Source organism: Vibrio splendidus (assembly GCF_024347615.1).
Lineage (GTDB): Bacteria > Pseudomonadota > Gammaproteobacteria > Enterobacterales > Vibrionaceae > Vibrio > Vibrio splendidus.
The window spans coordinates 1,621,048-1,640,656 of record NZ_AP025508.1 but is presented as its reverse complement, the minus strand read 5'-3'; the positions used below and the strand labels follow the sequence as shown (position 1 = coordinate 1,640,656).

Below are 19,609 nucleotides of genomic sequence, written 5' to 3'. Positions count from 1 at the left end.
GAAACCAGCTAACCGGTTGAATTATTCATATGTGTGAGTAAGAGCACGCATCGTAACCCATTGATTTAGAGAATGGTGAACTCTAAGTTTTGAATTAGAGACGAGAATAAGTTCAACGGGTAGGTGTCAAACTTTAGGGCTGGTAAAGGCGCAGAACACGCCATTTCTCACAACCTAAATAGCGTTACGAGTTTTGATCCATTAATCTAATCGTTCATTCTGTCGTCTGAGTTTTCCTATGTCCCGAAGCCAACGTCTCTTTGACCTACTCCAACTATTACGTTGCCATAAATACCCAGTTACCGCCGACTACTTGGCGATAGAACTCAATGTAAGTACTCGCACCATTTATCGCGATATCGTGACGTTGCAAGCACAAGGTGCTGAAATTGATGGTGAAGCAGGAGTTGGCTATCTGTTAAAACCGACCTTCACTCTCCCTCCGATGATGTTTTCAACGGAAGAATTGGAAGCGTTACGGCTTGGCGCGGAATGGGTAGCGAAGCAAGCCAATGGGGAATTCAGTGAGTCAGCTAGAAATGCCATTGCCAAGATTTCTGCTGTGTTACCTGCTGACCACCAGGCCAAACGCAGTGAAGATATCGTGCGTGTTGCTTCAATCATTGAAGTCGCAGAGTTAACCATTGACCTGTCGGACATCAAGTTCGCAATTAAGCAACAGAACAAAGCTGAGATTCATTACACAGACGCCAAAGCTAAGATTAGCTCTAGAATCGTTTGGCCAATGTTGATTGGCTTATTCGAACAACAATATGTCTTGGTCGCTTGGTGTGAAACGCGAAGTGCGTATCGTAATTTCAGGCTCGACAGAATTACCGAATGGAAAATACTTGAGCAAAAGTACCAGCATGCGCGCCACGACTTGATCAAAGATTGGCAGAACATGGAAGGCATTGCAGATAAAGTGATTCGCTACTGACAAAAACTGTCACAGGGGTTAGATACATTGCTGTGGTCCCAAACCGGGCTCAACACAAAAACCGAGTTAACTGAAACCAACACGGCAAACCCAATTGAACAGTTCAGGAGCTACTATGTTTACCATCGATTCATTTGTTCTTTATGTCACTGACATTCACCGCAGCATGGATTTCTATTCTAAAGCCTTTGATTGCGAGCCAAAGCTTCTATCACCGACCTTTGCTGCTCTAGACTTTGCAGACAACGTTAAAATCACACTCAAGCAGGCTGACGTTCTAACACCAGCAAGTAACATCAAGGGTGGCGGCACTGAGCTCTCCATGCCTGTTGCTGATAAAGAGACACTGGAAAACCTCTATAAAGCGTGGAAAGAGAAAGGCATTCAGGTTGAACAAGAACCAGAAAAGTCGGTTTATGGCGGCATCAACTTCCTTGCTGTTGATCCAGACGGACACCGTATCCGCGTCTTCGCTTAAACCAATAAGAGCAAGCTGCACTTAACCGCTTGCTCATCTGATCTCATCTCATCTCATCTCATCTCATCTCATAAAAAAGCTTATTAGCCGAAATCTAACGTCAGCAATAATCGTGTCTCGTCAGATGAAGTAACGGGAGAACGATGCACAAGGCCCGCATTTTCATTGCCACTCCAACTCTCACCTTTCAATAGCGCTACGTCACCACTCACCATTTGCTGGATATCAGATTCATGAGTGTATAAGCCTGAAGCAGAATCTGGTTGTCCGTTCGCTCCTCGCCCTAGCTTCGATCGGTCGACCGCATAGTTAGGTAACCACTGCGTCGCGACACCATGATAAGTCGTCACCAAACGGCAAGGTACTTGATCAAAATGAAAACGAGGACACATTGCCTTATTTAAAACCGCTAGACGAAGCCCTACTTCTTCAAGCTCAAATAAACAACAGAACATATCCACCAACTCTGCCATATTTTCTAATAGCGCTTTAGAAGCCGTTCCGTCTGTCGAGAATTCTAACTTATCGTAGGCATTGTCGGGTGACACGCTAACAGACTTACTAAAATTTGGATTCGACGCGATAAACTCATCAATGTCACCTATTAAATCAGTATCAAACTTACGCTGCCAAATCGCGATGTTGATGTCACTTTGATAGATGTCGGCTAATACCGTGGGCTGCTCCGAAGCACTAACGCATGCCTTGTGACTCGCCTGATCTTTGATACTAACAGCCGAACTAATATTAAGTGGCTGGTTGCTATTGGTTGTCAAACGCTTGGTTAACACGGCATTCATTACGTCATCTCCTTGATACATGCTTATCGTCCCCCTTTCACCAATACGCTCGCTATTGGCAGTAAGAGTGATTTTTAGTTATGTTATAACATAACTAAAAATACACAAGTAACTTAGCCGATCATGGTTCCAATAATATGGCGATGTTCTACCTTCCTCAGGTAATTTGGTGAATGCTAGACTAAGCTTTTATCTATCTTTATTTTCCCAAAGATGTGATCCAAAAGATGTGCCAAAGAAGTTCTTTAAGCAAACGGCTCCATAACGTTAAACCTGTAAATTCATCAATCTGGTGACCACTTATGAAAAAACTAATACCTACGCTCGGTCTGTTTTGTACCCTCATTTCTGCGCCATCTTTTGCAGAAACGGGCTACACGTTAGATCCCAAGTTATCGAACATTACATTCGCAACCATTAAGAAGCAGTTTGTTGTGGAGCCCGCATCCATCAAGCCTTTATCTGGTGGCCTTACCGAAGCGGGTCAATTTGCCATATTGTTGGATTTGAAAAGTGTGAGTACTGGCGTGGCTATTCGCGACCAGCGACTCAATGAGCTTTACTTTGAATCGATGACTTTCCCTGAAGTGAAAATCTCTGGAAAAGTTGAACCGTCAATGTTGTCTGGTGACCCAAAAAGAACAACCATTGCAGCGGAGGTTACCTTGCACGGCGTGACAAAAACGATTGGTTTTCCCGTTTTAATCGTTCCATCAGAAGAGTTAGTGATGGTTAGTTCAGCCTCGACAATCATCGTCAATGGCGCTGATTTTGGAATATCGACAGACAACTTGAACAAGCTATCAGCTACCGTTGGTGGGTTAGCGATTTCCGACAAAATCCCTTTAAGCTTCAATCTGCTCTTCGATAAATAATGGGTTCACACCAACCCAGTTAGACCTTTCTTAATTCACATTCATCTATCGTTTAAGGCGGGTGAATGTGAGTTAGAGCCGGCAAGTCAGTACACAGATCTAGATAAACAAACCACTCATGTTCAATTAAAGCGGCCGGTCGTCCAACTTTAGTCTAACCATTAATCACTCAAATCAGCGGTGATTAAAACAATCGCTTATTGCCTTATCCTCGGCAGAACAACACATCCACCTAAGTGTTTAAACACACTCGCTATTTACCTATCTCAAACCGGTTTTAAATGAGCAAATTATATGACTAACCGCCTAGTGATATTGATGGTGAATGATGTCAATATGCAAAACTAAACAAAGATCTTGTCCTAGTGCTAGAACATCTAGCTGAACCTAAAAAGAGCCCTTTTCATGCTGAATAAACACATCGTTAATCGAGACAGCTTGGCTGGAATGGGGGCCACTCTAATAGGCAACGGGATCGGTAGGTTTGCCTATATAGCATTAATGCCGGCGCTCATTCAAAGTGGTTGGTTTAGCGAAAGTGATGCATCTTACCTTGGTGTCGCGACCCTTCTTGGGTATATATTGGGTGCACCTGCTGCCAACATACTGCTGCGTTACTTTAGTGCTGGGCAGTTAATTCGATTCGCGATGTTGATAAGCAGTTTTAGTTACTTAGGCTGTGCGCTACAAGAGGCGCCCTTAACATGGTTCTATGCTTGGCGAACGTTGGCTGGAATTGCGGGAGCCTTATTAATGGTTGTCGCCCCACCAGTGATTGTCCGAAAGTTTAATCCCGATGTGAAGGCGCGTGTCAGCGGTGTCATATTTTCAGGCATTGGACTTGGTGCGATGTTATCAGGCACATTAATCCCAGTACTGATCTATTTTAGTGTGGTGTCGGCTTGGATTGGCATGGGAGTGATCGCATTAGTCACAACGATACTGACTTGGAATGCATGGCAAACCCAACCTAACACGTCTAAAGCGCCTTATATAAAATCCTCCTTCTCTCAGCTCTCAAAGCCAAAACTAATCAGCGTTGCGCTTATTCTGTTAGCGTATACCTTCGACGCTATTGGCTACTTACCCCATACCTTGTTTTGGGTAGATTACATCGTGCGCGAACTGGGTATGTCGTTTAGCAGCGGTGGTTTATTCTGGGCAACCTTTGGTATTGGCGCCGCCATTGGACCATTGATTACAGGCATCTTAGGAGACAAGTTAGGGCTTAAAAAATCCCTCTGCATTGCATTTAGCCTAAAGGCTCTAGGCGTCGCATTACCGCTTGTTAGCACACACCCTATCGCGCTGTTAATTTCTTCATTACTGGTTGGTATTTTCACGCCGGGAACGGTAACTCTAGTGTCGACTTACACGTTGGAGATTGTAGGCTATGAACTGCATACCAAAGCGTGGGCAGGAATGACACTCTCTTTTGCTGTATCACAAGGTGTGGTTGGGCTTTTGATGGCGTACTACTTAAATCATATGGCTTCATACGACGTGTTATTCACCATTAGTACTGCTGCTTTGATGCTGTCTGCGGTATGTACCTTAATGACTGTAACTCACTCTAAGCCTGAACACATGACCTAGTTCTAAGCTAGCTTCCTCAGTTCATCTGACGAATACAATAAAGGATTATCATGCAACTCTACTTAAATGAAACCTCCCCGTTTTCACGCGTGGTCGCAGCAACTGCGCTTCTATCACGCTGCTCTCCTTTGTCTTTTGTTTGGGTTGATCCATGGAGCTCCCCGGCCAATCTAAAAAGCGTCAATCCGTTTTGTTTAATTCCAGCACTCAAACTTGAAGACGGAACCGCACTAACGGAAAGCTTATGCATTTGCCAATACCTAATTGAAACGTACCAGCCTCAAACGCTACGTCAGGTAACGTTTAGTCGTGCCAATGAAATGCAAACATTAGGAACAGCAAAGACGTTAATGGAGATCGCGTTTAGAACCGCGGCATTGATTCGCTATGCAGACAGTGACAATGCGCTTATCCATAGAGGGCAAGAAGGTATGGTTGCCGCCCTAGAGCAACTTGACCAAGAGATAAAAAAACAAGGCCTAGAATCCCTTTTGAGCGACAACTTGGCCACCTTGTATCTCCATGTCGCTTTAGATTACGTCCAGTTTCGACATACTGAATTGTTTGATGAAGTGGACAGCCGCAACATCATCGATTTTTTACACCTTTCTCCGTTCGCAGACGTACTGACACTTATAAGCATTGAGAGTTTGGCAAACAAGTCTGATTATGAAACGTTGCTTGATTCGTTCGGTCGGGATACCTAAAAGCATCCAAAACTAGAATGCGTAAAGTCTTAAATTCAACGTGAGATAGGCTCAGAGATGTCGTTGATGTCACATGTCGTTACACAGCATGACGTGTTAAGGCTTTACATCTTGGGCGAGGTAAACAACAATCCCTGAGAATAAATCCATAACATAATGTATTTAGAAATTATGAGTAGTACAGAAAACAAAAAATCGAGCCCTCTTTTCGAAGTCGTATTTAACGTCCTTCTTCCTTCATTCATCTTAATGAAGTTCAGTGGAGAGGAGCATCTCGGAACAGGCTTAGCATTACTTGTCGCCCTTGCCTTCCCTATTGCTTACGGTGGCATGGAGTTAATCCGCAACAAGAAGTTCAACTTCATCGCGGCGCTTGGCTTCGTCAGCGTGCTATTAACGGGTGGCATTGGTTTCTTCGAACTAGACACTCGTTGGTTAGCACTAAAAGAAGCATTAATCCCCGGCCTAATTGGTTTAGCGGTTCTTGGATCGACCTTCACTCGCTACCCGTTTATCCAAAAAGTTATCTTTACACCAGCTCTGTTAAACATCTCTCTTATTGAAGAGCGTTTAAGACAGTTCGGTAACCAAGCAAAGTTTGATCGTTGTCTAATGACATCGAACTACCTATTCGCAAGTACCTTTGCTTTCTCTTCTGCGATGAACTATTTCCTAGCGACTTGGATTGTGACAAGTCCTGCCGGCACTGCAGCCTTTAATGAAGAGTTGGGTAAGCTCACGCTATACAGCTACCCAGCCATAGCTATCCCTAGCATGCTGATGATGTTAGGTATTTTCTATTACATTTGGCGCCAAGTTCGCGCTATGACGTCACTAGAAACAGAGAAAATCTTTATTACTAAGTAGATCTTACCGAACTAACTTAGTGTCTCGTCCTAAAATAGAAACACACACCAAAAGCTCAGCACATTCGCTGGGCTTTTTTGTTTCTGCTCTCTCATTTATCCGACAAGTGATACGCTGAATTATGATTAGCTTTCTCAAAAAATGAGAGATTACGTTCACCTTTCTCATACTAGCTTGATAGCTAGCATTTAAATTACCTATAGCTAAAGAACTGCATTCGGTTATACTGAAAGATGATTTAACGCCCAATCTTGTTGATTACTTTACAAAACCCTGCCTAGGTGTTAACACTATTTCAGCCCTTATTGCTAAGATAGAACAAGCTTGGCCTTAAAGTTAAGCGCCAGCCGTACTCAATAAGGAATATAGAATATGAACAAATCTCAGTTGGTTGAACACATCGCAACTTCAGCAGACATCTCAAAAGATCAAGCAGGTTCAGCGTTAAACGCACTTGTTGAAGGTATCTCTAACACATTGGCTAAGGGTGATGATGTTGCCATCCTTGGTTTCGGTAGTTTCAAAGTTAATTCTCGTGCTGCTCGCACTGGTCGTAACCCAAGAACCGGAGAAGAGATTCAAATCTCAGCATCAAAAACGCCTGCGTTTAAAGCAGGTAAAGCACTAAAAGAGTCATGTAACGCTTAGAGTAAATACGATCTCAAAGCAGAATCCAAGGAAGATTACTATGTCTATAACCAAAGAAAAAGTTAAAGCTAGCCGCAGTAAAAAAGCAGGCAAGTCAACCAAAGCACAAGCCGAAACGCCCAAGACTCGTCAGCGCATTGAAGAGCTTATGGAAGAGCGTGAATTGGCAAAACTGTTAGAGTTATAGTTTGTTATTCTTCTAATGCCACTGCAGCCTTGCAGTGGCATTTTTGATTTAAGAAACAGCGCTTCACTAATCAAGTGCTTATACCGATTAACCCTTTCAAGCGACCTCTTTCTGCAATTCAGTCACCCCATTAATGCGTTGATGCAATTTGGTATCGATAGTCAACGAGATTAGAAAACTCAGCAATGCAATAATAGCTCCTGTAACAAACACCCATTGATATCCAGACATCCACACCACTCCCAATAAGAATGGCAGAAATACTGCGGCGATATGATTGATAGTAAACGAAAGACTCGCCGTGGACGCCACTTCGTTTGACCGGACGGTTTTCTTAAAGTAAGTAGTCAACGCTATCGCAAAACTGAAAATGATGCTGTCGACAACGTATAGCCCACCTGCCAGATAATGATTCTCTACAAAAGCATACGATAAGAACACCTACATCAACGCCACATACTCAATCAGTAGAGCTCTCTTTTCTCCTACTCGGTCAATAAAACGACCCACCACAGGTAATGCAACAGTGGCGGACAAGCTGGATAACATAAATAGAGCGGCCATCATTGCGATCGTATAATGGAATTTGGTGACCATGAGTAAGCCTGCAAACACGACAAAGATCTGTCTTCTTGCCCCGCTTAGAAAGGTCAATATGTAATATGTGGTGTATTCACGACGTACAATAAGCTTGGTGTGCTGTCGTTCACCGCAGCTAGCATTTTTGAATGTGAGTAGATAAAAAGCTAACCAGAAGCACGCTGTACCACTAGCAAAAAATATAGCCTTATCTGATACACCAAAAACATAATTGGCGACAATAATACATATGAAAGTCACCATGGAGAAAAAGGATGCCGCGGCTCGAATCCTCCCCATGGATTCACTAAAGTTTTCCGTACCTAGAAGTTGTGTAGACAGTGATTTATTCACTGCTTCTAGATAATGAAAACCAACAGACATCAGGGTTGTGCTGAAATAGAAGCCATAGATTGAGGGTAAGTAACCCGTTATGGCAACGCCTAATCCCAGCGCAGCGACAGAGAGCACCGCAACTTGTTGTTCAGAAATAATAAGTAATAGAAACAGCACTGTAAATGAGAGTAAACCAGGGATCTCCCTTACACTCTGAAGCAGACCAACGTCCGCTCCTGTCATGCCCACGGTATCGACAGCGAAATTGTTCATGACAACTCGCCACCCCGTATTCGCTATTACAGAGGCAATAGCGATGATCACTAACATCGAAAATGAACTTCTCGATGTTAACAAGCGTACCCAGCCAATCATTTATACCACCGACTTCATCGGCTTCTGTCTTAAACAACCGTAACTGCGCGGTGATATGCTTCCTGCCATGTTTAATTCCTCAAAAGTATCTTTACTCCGAAAAAATCAGTTATATGAAACTCAGCTTCGGAATTGGGAAGAATACTACTCGCCAGACAATTGTTACACGATCGTTTTGTAAATGTTACTTTTTGCATTTATCAATCTGCGTTAAGCGTAAAGGCCGCCCAAAATTTGAACGTTAAGTAACTGACTTAATTACATTGTCATACATACCCATACATACCCAAATCGCATTTTTCACTATCATCATTTTCATTGTTAGTTATGAGAGTCAGGGAAATGTTCGCAACACTAATGTGTTGGTGCAGCGTTTCTTTTTTGAGGTGATTATGAATGTCGTTCGCATGGGAATAGAAGCCAATACCCATAAAAATAAGGGTAAGTACAAGGCGATAATTAAGTTTACTATTCGAGCCCTGTTTTACTATTCAGCCACTAGAAAAATGAGTGAAAATTTCAACTCTGAAGAGAGAAAGCTGTTATTTATCAAACAGCCTAACTTCTTATCTAAATTTGTAACTCCCTACTTATGTACTGGCTTTAGCAATAAAGAAAAGATAGAAATCTTATCCAAGCACTACGACTGGTTTGAAGAAACCTTCGCAACAGAAGCTAGACACCAAATCTATAATGAAAGACTCAATCTTTTAAAACTAGAGATAGATGACAACGTTTATCTGGTTAATCTCAGCTTTGAAAGAAACGCGAGAAAAGAGGGTGAACTGACAATTTCATTGACCAATTCTCTACTCGAAAAAATGTATAGCATCTCGTTCACTGTTTTCGACAACAGCATCTACATTGGTGGTATTCAGGGTGGAGCCAATGACAATGGATTTAGCCGTACATTCACAAAAGCTTTCTACGGTTTAAGACCTAAATCCTTCATGGTAGAAACACTACGACTGTTAGCCATTAGCTTAGGTATCGAAAATATCTATGCAGTAAAAGAGTCTGGTCATGTGTCGAACTCATTACGCTACGGCAAGAAAAACAAAGACATCAGCCTTAAGTACGATAGTTTATGGGAAGAGCACGATGGACAGGTACACGATGACTATTTTTATCGTCTACCGATCAACCCAAACAGGAAAGACCTTGAGGCTCTAAAACGCCAAAAACGTAAATTATATCGTGAGCGGTATGCGTGGCTAGATCAGTATGAAGAAGAGCTAAAAAACAAAATGAGCCACAACATTCAAGTTCAGTTTAACTAACAACTGCCTTCTAAATAGGTGCTAACTTGCTGGACTTTCTGGCGCTCCCTCTTTCTTTTGTGACAAACACAAGGCCTCGTAACACGGGGCCTTAGAATCGAGAAGCAGCTCTGTACTTATCTTTCTGATTTCACTCAAACTTCCTTTTCAACTTAAGTCATTCTTTTTCTTACTCATACGAATCAATAAAGGCTCGGAGTGCTTGCTGGTCAACAATTTCCAACCCTTGGTCTCCTTTTCTGATGAAACCCTTGTCTAGTAGGTCTTTAACCGCTCTTCGATACACTCTGCTCGATGTGCCAAAACGTTCCGCTTCTTGATTCACTTTATCGAAACCGCCTAACACGGTATTTGTCTGGCTTTGAACCAATAAGTCGTAGGCAATGTTGTAGGTAATTGAGTGTAAAAGACGGTTAGTGTAAATGCCCATAGAGTCTTGATAATCTTCCGCTAATGCAGAGGCAAAGAAGAACATCATCTCCGGGTTTTCATGTAGTGCTTCGGCTAGTTTCTGAATGCAAATGACATCAACTTGCATGTGTTCGTCAGCCACTACGTTCCACTGACAAGGTGTCTGAGTGAAAAACTCCATCTCACCGAAGATATGGTAATCGCAATTCACCTCACCCAATTGAAAGCGTCGCCCATTAGCTGCAGAAATACTCATAGAGACTCTCCCTGCGGGCACTACATAAAGATACTGAAGCTGCTCACCTTGACGTAGGATTTCATCGTTTTGATTGAAGTAACGAGAGTTAACTTGGTGTTGGTAGATGAGATCTCTAAATTCAGAGCTTTTTTGTTCTAAGTAATTTTTAAAGCGTCCGCTTGAGTATGGTGCAATCTTCATACTTACTCTCTCATTGCATTACTGCTGTTTATATTCAAACGATTGTAACCACTTAAACCACAGGAGAGAACCCAATAAAAAAGCGACGGTCTCCCATCGCTTTTGTCTTGCATTTATTCAGGCTCTTATTGAGTAATTAATGCTTCCAGCGCCGCTAATGATGCTAGCCGCTCTCCCTGCATCATTGCCTCTGCCTCATCGACATATTGCCCAACGCCCTCTTTTACATCTTGTTCGTACAAGACAACATTGTTCAAGATAGAAGCTACATTAAGCCCTCTCAAGCGTCCCACGGTAAACAGCGCGGATGTTTCCATGTCTGCACCTAAAATGCCTTTGCCATTCCAGTACTGACAAAGCGCCTGCTCGTCATCGGTATAAAAACTGTCGTGTGAGCGTACCGTGCCCAAATAGTAAGGTGTTGTTTGCTGCTGCAAGAACTTGTCTAGCTCTTTAAGCAGAGAGAAGCTTGCATAGGCGGGATACGACGGCTTAACGTAAGCGGTAGAACCACCCTCATCGCGAACCGCGCCCTCTGCAATAATTAGCTCACCAAGCCCGATATGTGACTGCATCGCACCTGCAGACCCTACTCTGACGATATGAGTCACACCACAAAACTTAAGTTCTTCTACCGCAATGATCATTGAAGGTGCGCCAATACCAGTGCTGCAAACTGATATCGCTTTCCCTTGATAAGTTCCAGTGAAGATTCGATACTCTCGGTTCTCAGAAACCATCTCGGCATCTTCAAGCAAGCTCGCGATTCGATTCGCTCTATCAGGCTCACCACAAACAATGACTAACGGAGCAATTTGCGTTTCATCAACGCCGATATGAGGTTGCTTTGCCATCTTCACTCCTAAGACGCCGTTGCTTGAGTTAACGATTTATCACTGTTTCGTTTAGCTGTGCGTGCCCACTCACGAGTACCGTTTGCCGCAATAAACATTAAGATTGCGTATTGAACAGACATTGCGTACACACCCTGCGTCGCATAAATACCAACACTGATAATGTTAATCACAATCCACAGTATCCAGTTTTCAACATACTTACGTGTCATAAGAACTTGAGCAACAATAGATAGAATGGTCATCGTGGCATCCCAGAATGGGAACGCATCAGGTTCAAGTACTGGTTCCGTTAAATCAGCACCAAATAGATTCAAGCTATCAACCGCGATGTTTGCCAACGCAAAGAAGAATGGGTCGATATACATTGTAAGCAGTGCAATCGAAATCGCACAGGCTGCAGCTGTTGCTACTAGTTTGTTTTGGCTCAACCAACGAACTTCTAGCGTTTCACCTTGCTCATTAGGGCGTGTCCATGCGTACCAGCCGTAAATGTTGGCGCAGAAGAAAAAGAGTTGAAGCAGTAACAGTCCGTATAACTGAATTTGGAAAAAGATAACCGCAAATAAGGTGACATTCAGTAACCCGAACAGGTAATTAATGGTTTTTTCTTGGCTTGCAAACCAAATGCAAAGCAGGCCAAACACCGTGCCGAATGCTTCGATCCAGCTCATTGCATAGCCATCCCCTATTGGGATATTGACTAGAGTATTGTTGATATCAAGTAGGGCGAATAGGTCCATAGGGATGTCCTTTATTATTTGTTTTAGTAGCACCTATCTTATTGCGCCGATAGAAACAAAGAGGAGGACATTTGTCCCCCCTAGATTGCATGCGATCATAAATCAGAATAATAATTCCGGAAAATCAAATTCACAGAAAGGTGTCATCGCCCTCCCAACAGTCTTGAACTCGAAACTCCAACAGCAGAACAAATCACTTCCAAAAACGAAACTTTAGCTTACTGGCTTTAAGCTGATATCGCGTTGACGGTTACGTTTGAGAAGCGCATGATTTTATTTCGAGCAGAATCGTTTTTGGCCGTGTAATCGACCCATCACACGTTTTGTACAACTTACCCAATTGAATGGCAGGTCACATGAATAAGATTGTTATGTTAGTAATGGGGCTGTTTTTTACCAGTCGATTGTTTGCCAGTATTGTGCCGCATGTTGGTCAACTTGAACATGATGCGCCTATTCTCCTTCGCTCTGCATTGATTGTGGGCGTTGCGGCTTATGTCGTTTGGACAGCGTTCAAATATTTCAAAAAGAACAAAGCCTCTAGTTCAGAACAACTCTAGGGAGAGGCATTAGAAATGCTTGAGAGTTAGCAGTTAAACTCGGTTACTTATCTGCAAAATAGTCGACCAAGATTTTACGCCACTTTCGCGACTCACGAATTTTCAGAAGAGCGCGGTTAATTTCTTCTTCATACGAGTTGTTTTCAGTGATGATAAAGCCATAATTCTGCTTTTCGAGTTGATACGGCAACACCTCTAGATCATCGAACTGCCCGCTTATTCTGCCATTACCAATCATATATTTGAGCACCACATCATCAGCGACAATCGCCTCCACTTCACCTTCCTCTAAAGCCGCCAACAGTCTTGGCATATCGATACAACTCTTGTGTCGAATACCAAAACTGGTGAGCATCAAAGAAGAAGTCGTCGCGACTTTTGCCCCTACTTCAACATCCGCTAGATCATTCACGCCTTTAATATGGGAAGAGCCTTGGCTGAGCGTAAGCTTGCTGGCTAATACCGCCGTAATACTGGCGATAAACAGCATACTCAGCACACCAATGAACACCGTAGCAATTCGTCCGGTTAAGCTCTTAAACTCAAAATAATTGAATGGGCCTCGAGTGATAAAAAGCAAACCCAATATGAAACTTTCTAACCAACGGCCCGTTCGGCTTTTCATCGAATAGAGCTTTTCATTTTCACCGTGCTCCAATACGTAAAAAAAGGCACCAATCACACCAGAGATAAAGACGATAACGCCAATGATCAGCCACAATGCAGGGTTTAAGAAAATGGCGTGTAAGGTATGAAGGTAACCTTGCTTCTTCACTGCGATAGCGAGGTGAGTTTCATAAAAGGAATGGGAAAAGTCAGCAAACAACTCACGCTCTGGGGTGATTGAAATACAAGAAACACCGATGTCGATTTGCTCTGTTTCAATCGCATTGAGTAATTCATCCAAACGGTGATTCTCTATCGTGTACTCAACGTCCATTTCTTTGGCAATCTGTTCCCAAAGCTCGACACTCAGGCCATTCCATTGACTTTCCATCGAACTGATCACAAAAGGAGGACACGGGTACACTCCGACTTTAAGTGGAGAAGAAGAGGCAAAAGTACTGAAGAATAGAAAAAGAGAAACGATTGAAGTGACACCGTATCGGAGTGTCGATTTGAAGTATTGGTGCATCAGCAGCCCTCCAGAAGAAGGCAGCAATGAATTGAATCGAGTACGAAGGCTCGACTAATGAACACACATCAGCGCGATCAGAAGTGAAGAAAGATTATGATAAATTCAATACTGCCCTAGCTTTATTCGTTATTACCTTAACTATAGAAAACCTCTATTTATTGTGCAAAAGAATGGGCGTAACAAACTAACGGCATAGGGAACATCGGATCGATAACTAGTGGGATGACATAAACTGGCTTTGTGCCGACGAACATAACTTTCCGCACTGCGTAATTTGGCTTTCAAGGAAGTAGATATTACGTCTGCTTTTGACCCATTGGGCACGAACTTCCAGTTCTTGACCAATAGAAATAGGATGATGAAAGCGAGACGCTAAACTCACCGTCATTGCAGTGATGTTATTTTGGAACAAACAATGCAGCATCGCACTGTCGTGTAACTCGGTGACAAGACCACCCTGCATGATGCCATCGTAGCCCTCAGCTTTATCTGTTGGTACAATCTTGGCCCGGGTTTTATATTTAGCTAAAGTCTCATGCTTAGCTAAAGCCTCGTGCTCACCAATAGCTTCAAATATTATTGGATTGTCTGAAAAAAAACCTTGGCTGCACACTTGGCAACGCCGATGGTTGTGTGGAATGAAAACCTTCATACTTACCTTTTAACCTTAAATACCTAGAGATTAATATGGCTCGACCAAAAAAACATCGCCAGTTATGCACCCGAGCGGCTTACTCTTGTTTTAAGCCTAATGGCGTTCCTATGGACGAGCTTCATAAAGAAGAATTGCTATTAGAAGAGTTAGAAGCCTTACGCTTGGCTGATCAAGAAGGATTGAGCCAACTTGAAGCAGCTGAACAAATGCAGGTGTCTCGCCAAACGTTCGGCAACATCATCAAGCGTGCACGAGCCAAAGTCGCCAAGTGCATCGTCAACGGTCACGCGTTGGTGATTCAAAGCGCTTAACTCGCGAACTAGCCCAACGTTAGCTAGCTCAATGACAGTGAATTCTCGATACTCAGCTTGATGGCTCAGAGATCTGATACAGCTTTCGACTCTGCCCTTCACAGACATCTTTGCAATTGCATTCACGCTCAATATCTAACTGCGCAAGCCCTCCGCAGCTGCCTTTGATTGGCTTGCGAGAAAAAATCACACCTATCGCCATCAACGCGACGATTCCGACAAACCCCAATAGCGTCAACAAAAAGGTCATTTTCGGAACCCTCGAATACCCCCTAAGTGATTCGGCTGTGCCATAAGAATCGCGGCGCCTTTCTTGCGCCCTTCCTCACCGCAGCCTTTCTTACTACTCCCTTTATTACTGCACTCTCTCTGACTGTGCCCTTTTTTACTGTGACAAACGTTGCGAGGCTCCCGACCGTAATCTAAATCGGTCACTTGTTGCAGATTACTAAAATCCAAAGCACCTATTTCTGCCTTTCCTGTCGATGCCAAGACTCTAATATCGTGGTTGAACAAGTGCGCTAGCATCTTCTTCCCTATGTGACGGACGACTACAGATTTCACATCGTAAGAACGGAGGACAGAGATCCATTGCTTCTTTTTATTGCAAGCGGTGTCGGAATCAACCAAAGGAACAATCTGTTTTATTTGTCGTTGTTCATCGACAATCGCGATCTGTGGAGAGCGAGCAAAATGGTTGCCGACATGAAGGTCGCGACAAGGTACTGCGTATAACATAGTAACTTCCTGTTATTGATGATCAGAAGTTCAGCATACGCCCCATTATTAGCATATGCCAATAACCATCATGTGAAAAATAAGATTTACTGGATCGATAACTAAGATCAAAAGCAACAAGCTAAAAGCTACAAGCTACAAGCAGCCAATAGAGTTGGCGCAGGTTACTCTACCTCCCACACCTGTTCATGGAGAGCCTCCCTTCCCCAACAACAAGAATGCCCCACTAGTGCGGGGCATTCTTTGTACGTACGAGTTGAAATTTCAAAGACAGAAGTGACAATATAAATCGTTGTTACAACGAAAGAGTAAAAGTACTCCCCACACCCAGTTCAGATTCAACGACTAGCGTTCCTTCTAGATTCTCGACCATGGCAAGCGCTAAAGATAACCCAAGACCATACCCCTCGATATTGCTGCGGCTGCTGTCGACTCGGTAAAGTCGTTCAAAAATCAAATCCTGATATTTCTGTTCAATGCCAACACCAGTGTCCTGGATGGTTATCGCGATCTTACCCTCTGAACTTTGCTCGGCTTTGACCGTCACTCTTCCTTCGGGCTCGGTGTACTTAATCGCGTTATCAACAAGGTTAACCAACACCTGAGTCAATTTGTCAGGATCTGACTGAATAACAAGAGCATCAGCGCTCTCAACCTCAAGCTCAACTTGTTTATCTTCTGCGACATCTTCATACCAGCTCACCACATTGGCAATCACATCAGAGATCTGAGTCGGCACTTTTTGTGGTATGCGCTTTCCGGTCAGCTCGTCGTTCAGCTTCATCAAGGCGGTTAACATATTACTGGCCTGCATGGCGTGTTCAGAGCAGTCCGCCAATGCATCTTTCATCGCTTGTTGGTCGGCGTTGTTAAGTAAAGCAGTTTGGGAGGCTAACGTAATACGCGACAAAGGAGTTCGAATATCATGAGCGATCGCATCGACGGTCGTATTCAAGGTTGTCGTCACGTGCTGTAACTTGGCAACCGCAGTATGGACACTAGAACTGATCACGTTGAGCCCTTGCGGTAAATCAGATTCGGCTTCATTTTTAGTGCTAGGAAATTCTAACTGCCCTTTTTTCAGCTTATCGAGCAGGTCGCCAAAGGTCACTAACGGAGACATCGCACTCTGGATGATGTTACGAGTGAATACTGCGGTCACGGCCACGAGAGCAAGCAACGCATATAAGATCATTAGCCATTGATTGTAGGCGATAAAGTCTCTTGCTCGGTTATCCAAAACCAACCAGAAATCATACTGCTCCCCTTCAATAGGCAACGACATATAGGGACTCAAGACAAAACTCTCTAACCACGATCGGTGATCATCAATTTGGTAGCTGGAAAGAGGCTGTTCTGTTGATAGGTTTTGAGTTCCCGCAATGAATGTACCCTCAGATGAAACGCCCTTCTCAACCTTATAAGCCGCAATGTTGTTTTCGAGTAACCGGTGAGGGTTAGCCTCTAAAACATGAATCAATCGCTCACTCGAATCGTAAGTCAAAATACGCTGATACTCGGTCGACATAGACGTAAGGATCTTCTTTTCCGTTTGGTAAAGGTCGAAAAAGAAGATAGCCCCAACAATCAGCTCCACCAGCAGCAAGCAGAGCAGTAAGGTCGACATAAAGCGAACCAACAAATGTCTCTGTGTTTTAGCAAGCGCCTGTTCAATACTACGACTTGAGGACATAGCCAACACCTCGAAGTGTGTGAATTAATGGCTTAGAAAAACCCTTATCGACTTTGCTGCGAAGCCTACAAACCAAAACATCGACCACGTTGGTTTGCGGATCAAACTGATGCCCCCAAACATGCTCAAGAATCGCCGTTTTCGACATCACAGCCTCTCGGTTTTCGAGCAGTAATTTCATCAACATAAACTCACGCTGATTAATGGTGATCGTTTGTTGATCTCTTTGTAGAGTGTGTTTAAGTAGGTCTAGGCTAAGCGGGCCGTAATGCAATTCTAATGCTTGAGGCGTGGGCTGCTTGCCTCGGCGCACCAAGGTTTGGCAACGAGCGAGTAGCTCAGGGAATGCAAAAGGTTTTACCAAATAATCATCAGCACCTGACTGTAGCCCTTGCACTCGTTCTTCCACTGAGTGTTTGGCACTTAATATGATGACAGGCGTCGCGTAGCCTTGCCCTCGCAGCTCGGCAAGTACTTCAAACCCATCTTTCTTTGGCAACATGATATCGAGAATGATCACGTCATACTCTTCGGTTACGGCCTCGTGTAACCCATCAACACCATCTGTTGCGTGCGTCACCGTTATCCCTTCTTGCTGAAAACCATTCACCAAAAATCTCGCGATATGAATGTCATCTTCAATCAATAGTATTTTCATTAACGTCCGTTTATTTATTTGCCGTGGTCTTAATACACTCTATCAATATCCTTTCTCGAATATAACCAACATTGCAACTTTGTAATGTTCAAGAAAGCCAGTCGTAATCATGCATTCGTTAGTATGAACCTGTTGATTAAAAACACCCTTTCTAAACAAACAAAAAATAGAATTCGGAATTTGAAAACGAATATTTTTTGAAAACAGATTCTTTTTGAAAACAGATGCTTTAACGGAGTAAACATGAAAACGACAAAACTAACAGTACTAGCAGCAACCCTTGGTTTCCTTAGCCTTTCTCACAATGCAATGGCAGCAGAAACACAAGCGGTCTCTTTCACTCAAATCTCATCAGAAGCGGCCTTCAAGCTTGCCCATGAAGCCGTTAATCAATGTGAAGCCGATGGCTACAAGGTTTCTGCGACTGTTGTTGATTTGTCGGGCAATGTGATTGCTCAACTACGTTCTGATGGCGCTGGCATCCACACTCTTGATAGCTCACGCAAAAAAGCGTTCACAGTGGCAAGCATGAAGCAGCCGTCAGGTAACCTGATGAAACTCATCGCCGACAAACCTATCATGCAACCCTTGCAGAATATGGACGACAACTTGTTGTTCCTAGCGGGTGGTGTTCCGGTACAACTGAACAATGCCATGATTGGCGCGATTGGTGTAGGTGGCGCTCCGGGTGGCCACTTAGATGTCGCTTGTGCTGAAAAAGCGATTAAGAAGTTCTTCTAAGCAAGTCCATTCACTCGCCTAATTTGGTTATACCTTTGCCCACCCCAACAATAAATGCCTCACACTTGCGGGGCATTGCTGCAAATTAAAGCAGTTGCAAATAAAAGCAGTTGCGAATAAAAGCAGTTGCGAATAAAAGCAACTCCGAATTGAAACCGATAATAGAAACGTAAACAGGCAAAACATGACACAAATTTGATGTGAACAACCCACTCAATTGTTATATTATAACATTACACTTAATAACTATTCGTTCTCATGAAACAGCTATTTATTCTAATCGATGTCATCAATCGCTTCTCCACACGCTATGTAAGCCGTTTCTCGACATGCTGTCGTTCTCTAAAGGGTTTGCCTTTTGGCCTAGTATTACTGTGTTTTGCGCCAAATCTATATGCCCACCCTCACTCTTGGATAGAGATGAAAACCCATATTGAGGGAGAGAATGGCATGATCACCAGTCTCTCTATGGAGTGGTCTTTTGATGCTATGACATCCATGTACATGTTGGATGGCGAAAATGTCTCTGCCGATACAGAAGCTGAAACATTCAAAAAGCTCGCTGCGTCTGTAATCGAAAACATGATGTACGAGCACTACTTCACGTATTTTTATGATGGTGAAGAGCCCATCAAATATCAGGTGGTTGAGAACGCAAAGTTTGAGCGTGATAAAGCCAAGATGGTTCTAACATTTGACCTACCACTTTCTAAACCTAAACCAGTGACACGAGACTCGCTTCGCGTACTCATTTTTGACCCTAGTTACTTCGTCGACATGTCGTGGTTATCGAATAGCGACGTGACCTTGTCACCTGAACTAGCGAGACAATGTCAGTTGGAATTAATCGAGCCCAACCCGACGCCAGAACAGATGAGTTATGCGATGTCTTTACCAGCCGACGCAGATCCAGATAACACGTTAGGCCAACTGTTTACACAATCGGTTGAGCTTCATTGTGCGGCAGTTCCTACATCCTAATAAAGCGACTCTTTACCGC

The 19,609-nt window shown here is 43.4% G+C and carries 26 protein-coding genes; 14 read left to right on the top strand and 12 right to left on the bottom strand.

Going from position 1 to position 19,609, the window contains the following annotated elements; genetic code table 11:
• The first annotated feature begins 238 nt into the window (after positions 1-238).
• Both OCU90_RS07290 and OCU90_RS07285 read left to right on the top strand, forming a co-directional pair.
• The gene (locus OCU90_RS07290; protein WP_061025299.1) at positions 239-940 is read left to right on the top strand and encodes a helix-turn-helix transcriptional regulator; all 702 of its coding nucleotides are present in this window, start codon (positions 239-241) and stop codon (positions 938-940) included.
• A 115-nt stretch (positions 941-1,055) separates the two neighbouring features.
• Positions 1,056-1,418, top strand: coding sequence for a VOC family protein (locus OCU90_RS07285; protein ID WP_061025301.1), 363 nt, complete (start codon positions 1,056-1,058; stop codon positions 1,416-1,418).
• Between the two features lie 83 nt (positions 1,419-1,501).
• Here OCU90_RS07285 and OCU90_RS07280 read toward each other — a convergent pair whose 3' ends face one another.
• Positions 1,502-2,218 (bottom strand): DUF1826 domain-containing protein, encoded by a 717-nt coding sequence (locus OCU90_RS07280; RefSeq protein ID WP_061025303.1) that lies wholly within the window; start codon positions 2,216-2,218, stop codon positions 1,502-1,504.
• A 302-nt stretch (positions 2,219-2,520) separates the two neighbouring features.
• Between OCU90_RS07280 and OCU90_RS07275 the strand changes: the two genes are divergently transcribed.
• The 6 genes from OCU90_RS07275 (at position 2,521) to OCU90_RS07250 (ending at position 7,098) form a co-directional block, all read left to right on the top strand.
• Entirely contained in the window at positions 2,521-3,093 is a 573-nt protein-coding gene (locus OCU90_RS07275) for a YceI family protein (RefSeq protein ID WP_061025305.1), read from the top strand.
• A gap of 405 nt (positions 3,094-3,498) precedes the next feature.
• Entirely contained in the window at positions 3,499-4,689 is a 1,191-nt protein-coding gene (locus tag OCU90_RS07270) for a YbfB/YjiJ family MFS transporter (protein ID WP_061025307.1), read from the top strand.
• Between the two features lie 50 nt (positions 4,690-4,739).
• Entirely contained in the window at positions 4,740-5,396 is a 657-nt protein-coding gene (locus OCU90_RS07265; RefSeq protein WP_061025308.1) for a glutathione S-transferase family protein, read from the top strand.
• Between the two features lie 171 nt (positions 5,397-5,567).
• Positions 5,568-6,263: a VC0807 family protein gene (locus tag OCU90_RS07260; RefSeq protein ID WP_004734825.1), complete on the top strand. Its 696-nt coding sequence runs from the start codon at positions 5,568-5,570 to the stop codon at positions 6,261-6,263.
• 372 nt (positions 6,264-6,635) lie between these two features.
• The gene (locus tag OCU90_RS07255) at positions 6,636-6,911 is read left to right on the top strand and encodes an HU family DNA-binding protein (protein WP_004734824.1); all 276 of its coding nucleotides are present in this window, start codon (positions 6,636-6,638) and stop codon (positions 6,909-6,911) included.
• A gap of 40 nt (positions 6,912-6,951) precedes the next feature.
• Positions 6,952-7,098: a hypothetical protein gene (locus OCU90_RS07250; protein ID WP_004734823.1), complete on the top strand. Its 147-nt coding sequence runs from the start codon at positions 6,952-6,954 to the stop codon at positions 7,096-7,098.
• A gap of 96 nt (positions 7,099-7,194) precedes the next feature.
• On the opposite strand, the gene OCU90_RS26105 is transcribed toward OCU90_RS07250, so the two are convergent.
• Both OCU90_RS26105 and OCU90_RS07245 read right to left on the bottom strand, forming a co-directional pair.
• Positions 7,195-7,329, bottom strand: coding sequence for a hypothetical protein (locus OCU90_RS26105; protein WP_265131695.1), 135 nt, complete (start codon positions 7,327-7,329; stop codon positions 7,195-7,197).
• A gap of 210 nt (positions 7,330-7,539) precedes the next feature.
• Positions 7,540-8,286, bottom strand: a complete 747-nt coding sequence (locus OCU90_RS07245) for a hypothetical protein (RefSeq protein ID WP_315973114.1) — start codon at positions 8,284-8,286, stop codon at positions 7,540-7,542.
• Here OCU90_RS07245 and OCU90_RS07240 point away from each other — a divergent pair.
• The gene (locus OCU90_RS07240) at positions 8,285-8,431 is read left to right on the top strand and encodes a hypothetical protein (RefSeq protein ID WP_017077949.1); all 147 of its coding nucleotides are present in this window, start codon (positions 8,285-8,287) and stop codon (positions 8,429-8,431) included. The two genes, OCU90_RS07245 and OCU90_RS07240, sit on opposite strands and share 2 nt — an antisense overlap.
• A 349-nt stretch (positions 8,432-8,780) precedes the next feature.
• Positions 8,781-9,668 (top strand): VirK/YbjX family protein, encoded by an 888-nt coding sequence (locus OCU90_RS07235; protein ID WP_081090020.1) that lies wholly within the window; start codon positions 8,781-8,783, stop codon positions 9,666-9,668.
• A gap of 169 nt (positions 9,669-9,837) precedes the next feature.
• Here the strand turns inward: OCU90_RS07235 and OCU90_RS07230 are convergent, their stop codons facing one another.
• The 3 genes from OCU90_RS07230 to pnuC form a co-directional block, all read right to left on the bottom strand.
• Positions 9,838-10,518, bottom strand: coding sequence for a Crp/Fnr family transcriptional regulator (locus tag OCU90_RS07230; protein ID WP_004734820.1), 681 nt, complete (start codon positions 10,516-10,518; stop codon positions 9,838-9,840).
• 125 nt (positions 10,519-10,643) lie between these two features.
• Positions 10,644-11,372, bottom strand: coding sequence for a nucleoside phosphorylase (locus tag OCU90_RS07225; RefSeq protein WP_061025309.1), 729 nt, complete (start codon positions 11,370-11,372; stop codon positions 10,644-10,646).
• 8 nt (positions 11,373-11,380) lie between these two features.
• On the bottom strand, positions 11,381-12,115 hold the full coding sequence (pnuC, locus tag OCU90_RS07220; RefSeq protein ID WP_004734818.1) for a nicotinamide riboside transporter PnuC: 735 nt from the start codon (positions 12,113-12,115) through the stop codon (positions 11,381-11,383).
• Positions 12,116-12,471: 356 nt separating this feature from the next.
• Here pnuC and OCU90_RS07215 point away from each other — a divergent pair, with 356 nt between their 5' ends.
• Positions 12,472-12,675, top strand: coding sequence for a hypothetical protein (locus OCU90_RS07215; protein WP_061025311.1), 204 nt, complete (start codon positions 12,472-12,474; stop codon positions 12,673-12,675).
• A 43-nt stretch (positions 12,676-12,718) separates the two neighbouring features.
• On the opposite strand, the gene OCU90_RS07210 is transcribed toward OCU90_RS07215, so the two are convergent.
• Positions 12,719-13,810, bottom strand: a complete 1,092-nt coding sequence (locus OCU90_RS07210; protein ID WP_061025313.1) for a transporter substrate-binding domain-containing protein — start codon at positions 13,808-13,810, stop codon at positions 12,719-12,721.
• Positions 13,811-14,027: 217 nt separating this feature from the next.
• Positions 14,028-14,465: a PaaI family thioesterase gene (locus tag OCU90_RS07205; RefSeq protein ID WP_061025315.1), complete on the bottom strand. Its 438-nt coding sequence runs from the start codon at positions 14,463-14,465 to the stop codon at positions 14,028-14,030.
• 35 nt (positions 14,466-14,500) lie between these two features.
• On the opposite strand from OCU90_RS07205, the gene OCU90_RS07200 reads away from it, so the two are divergent.
• The gene (locus tag OCU90_RS07200; protein WP_004734814.1) at positions 14,501-14,779 is read left to right on the top strand and encodes a DUF134 domain-containing protein; all 279 of its coding nucleotides are present in this window, start codon (positions 14,501-14,503) and stop codon (positions 14,777-14,779) included.
• Between the two features lie 52 nt (positions 14,780-14,831).
• On the opposite strand, the gene nqrM is transcribed toward OCU90_RS07200, so the two are convergent.
• From nqrM to OCU90_RS07180, 4 genes are all read right to left on the bottom strand, one after another.
• Entirely contained in the window at positions 14,832-15,029 is a 198-nt protein-coding gene (gene nqrM / locus OCU90_RS07195) for a (Na+)-NQR maturation NqrM (protein WP_004734813.1), read from the bottom strand.
• Positions 15,026-15,517, bottom strand: a complete 492-nt coding sequence (locus OCU90_RS07190; RefSeq protein WP_061025317.1) for a NifB/NifX family molybdenum-iron cluster-binding protein — start codon at positions 15,515-15,517, stop codon at positions 15,026-15,028. The genes nqrM and OCU90_RS07190 overlap by 4 nt, the downstream gene beginning before the upstream one ends.
• A gap of 295 nt (positions 15,518-15,812) precedes the next feature.
• On the bottom strand, positions 15,813-17,210 hold the full coding sequence (locus OCU90_RS07185) for a sensor histidine kinase (RefSeq protein WP_061025320.1): 1,398 nt from the start codon (positions 17,208-17,210) through the stop codon (positions 15,813-15,815).
• On the bottom strand, positions 17,194-17,868 hold the full coding sequence (locus OCU90_RS07180) for a response regulator transcription factor (protein ID WP_061025322.1): 675 nt from the start codon (positions 17,866-17,868) through the stop codon (positions 17,194-17,196). The genes OCU90_RS07185 and OCU90_RS07180 overlap by 17 nt, the downstream gene beginning before the upstream one ends.
• Positions 17,869-18,111: 243 nt before the next feature.
• Here OCU90_RS07180 and OCU90_RS07175 point away from each other — a divergent pair, with 243 nt between their 5' ends.
• Together OCU90_RS07175 and OCU90_RS07170 are read left to right on the top strand one after the other, a co-directional pair.
• The gene (locus OCU90_RS07175; protein WP_061025323.1) at positions 18,112-18,609 is read left to right on the top strand and encodes a GlcG/HbpS family heme-binding protein; all 498 of its coding nucleotides are present in this window, start codon (positions 18,112-18,114) and stop codon (positions 18,607-18,609) included.
• A 258-nt stretch (positions 18,610-18,867) separates the two neighbouring features.
• Positions 18,868-19,590, top strand: coding sequence for a DUF1007 family protein (locus tag OCU90_RS07170; RefSeq protein WP_061025325.1), 723 nt, complete (start codon positions 18,868-18,870; stop codon positions 19,588-19,590).
• The last annotated feature ends 19 nt before the right edge of the window (positions 19,591-19,609 follow it).

What these genes read in the sequence shown, in the direction of transcription:
- OCU90_RS07290 (WP_061025299.1), top strand. Translation starts at nt 239, where the DNA reads ATGTCCCGAAGCCAACGTCTCTTTGACCTACTCCAACTATTACGTTGC.
- OCU90_RS07285 (WP_061025301.1), top strand. Translation starts at nt 1,056, where the DNA reads ATGTTTACCATCGATTCATTTGTTCTTTATGTCACTGACATTCACCGC.
- OCU90_RS07280 (WP_061025303.1), bottom strand. Translation starts at nt 2,218, where the DNA reads ATGAATGCCGTGTTAACCAAGCGTTTGACAACCAATAGCAACCAGCCA.
- OCU90_RS07275 (WP_061025305.1), top strand. Translation starts at nt 2,521, where the DNA reads ATGAAAAAACTAATACCTACGCTCGGTCTGTTTTGTACCCTCATTTCT.
- OCU90_RS07270 (WP_061025307.1), top strand. Translation starts at nt 3,499, where the DNA reads ATGCTGAATAAACACATCGTTAATCGAGACAGCTTGGCTGGAATGGGG.
- OCU90_RS07265 (WP_061025308.1), top strand. Translation starts at nt 4,740, where the DNA reads ATGCAACTCTACTTAAATGAAACCTCCCCGTTTTCACGCGTGGTCGCA.
- OCU90_RS07260 (WP_004734825.1), top strand. Translation starts at nt 5,568, where the DNA reads ATGAGTAGTACAGAAAACAAAAAATCGAGCCCTCTTTTCGAAGTCGTA.
- OCU90_RS07255 (WP_004734824.1), top strand. Translation starts at nt 6,636, where the DNA reads ATGAACAAATCTCAGTTGGTTGAACACATCGCAACTTCAGCAGACATC.
- OCU90_RS07250 (WP_004734823.1), top strand. Translation starts at nt 6,952, where the DNA reads ATGTCTATAACCAAAGAAAAAGTTAAAGCTAGCCGCAGTAAAAAAGCA.
- OCU90_RS26105 (WP_265131695.1), bottom strand. Translation starts at nt 7,329, where the DNA reads ATGTCTGGATATCAATGGGTGTTTGTTACAGGAGCTATTATTGCATTG.
- OCU90_RS07240 (WP_017077949.1), top strand. Translation starts at nt 8,285, where the DNA reads ATGACAACTCGCCACCCCGTATTCGCTATTACAGAGGCAATAGCGATG.
- OCU90_RS07245 (WP_315973114.1), bottom strand. Translation starts at nt 8,286, where the DNA reads ATGAACAATTTCGCTGTCGATACCGTGGGCATGACAGGAGCGGACGTT.
- OCU90_RS07235 (WP_081090020.1), top strand. Translation starts at nt 8,781, where the DNA reads ATGAATGTCGTTCGCATGGGAATAGAAGCCAATACCCATAAAAATAAG.
- OCU90_RS07230 (WP_004734820.1), bottom strand. Translation starts at nt 10,518, where the DNA reads ATGAAGATTGCACCATACTCAAGCGGACGCTTTAAAAATTACTTAGAA.
- OCU90_RS07225 (WP_061025309.1), bottom strand. Translation starts at nt 11,372, where the DNA reads ATGGCAAAGCAACCTCATATCGGCGTTGATGAAACGCAAATTGCTCCG.
- pnuC (WP_004734818.1), bottom strand. Translation starts at nt 12,115, where the DNA reads ATGGACCTATTCGCCCTACTTGATATCAACAATACTCTAGTCAATATC.
- OCU90_RS07215 (WP_061025311.1), top strand. Translation starts at nt 12,472, where the DNA reads ATGAATAAGATTGTTATGTTAGTAATGGGGCTGTTTTTTACCAGTCGA.
- OCU90_RS07210 (WP_061025313.1), bottom strand. Translation starts at nt 13,810, where the DNA reads ATGCACCAATACTTCAAATCGACACTCCGATACGGTGTCACTTCAATC.
- OCU90_RS07205 (WP_061025315.1), bottom strand. Translation starts at nt 14,465, where the DNA reads ATGAAGGTTTTCATTCCACACAACCATCGGCGTTGCCAAGTGTGCAGC.
- OCU90_RS07200 (WP_004734814.1), top strand. Translation starts at nt 14,501, where the DNA reads ATGGCTCGACCAAAAAAACATCGCCAGTTATGCACCCGAGCGGCTTAC.
- nqrM (WP_004734813.1), bottom strand. Translation starts at nt 15,029, where the DNA reads ATGACCTTTTTGTTGACGCTATTGGGGTTTGTCGGAATCGTCGCGTTG.
- OCU90_RS07190 (WP_061025317.1), bottom strand. Translation starts at nt 15,517, where the DNA reads ATGTTATACGCAGTACCTTGTCGCGACCTTCATGTCGGCAACCATTTT.
- OCU90_RS07185 (WP_061025320.1), bottom strand. Translation starts at nt 17,210, where the DNA reads ATGTCCTCAAGTCGTAGTATTGAACAGGCGCTTGCTAAAACACAGAGA.
- OCU90_RS07180 (WP_061025322.1), bottom strand. Translation starts at nt 17,868, where the DNA reads ATGAAAATACTATTGATTGAAGATGACATTCATATCGCGAGATTTTTG.
- OCU90_RS07175 (WP_061025323.1), top strand. Translation starts at nt 18,112, where the DNA reads ATGAAAACGACAAAACTAACAGTACTAGCAGCAACCCTTGGTTTCCTT.
- OCU90_RS07170 (WP_061025325.1), top strand. Translation starts at nt 18,868, where the DNA reads ATGAAACAGCTATTTATTCTAATCGATGTCATCAATCGCTTCTCCACA.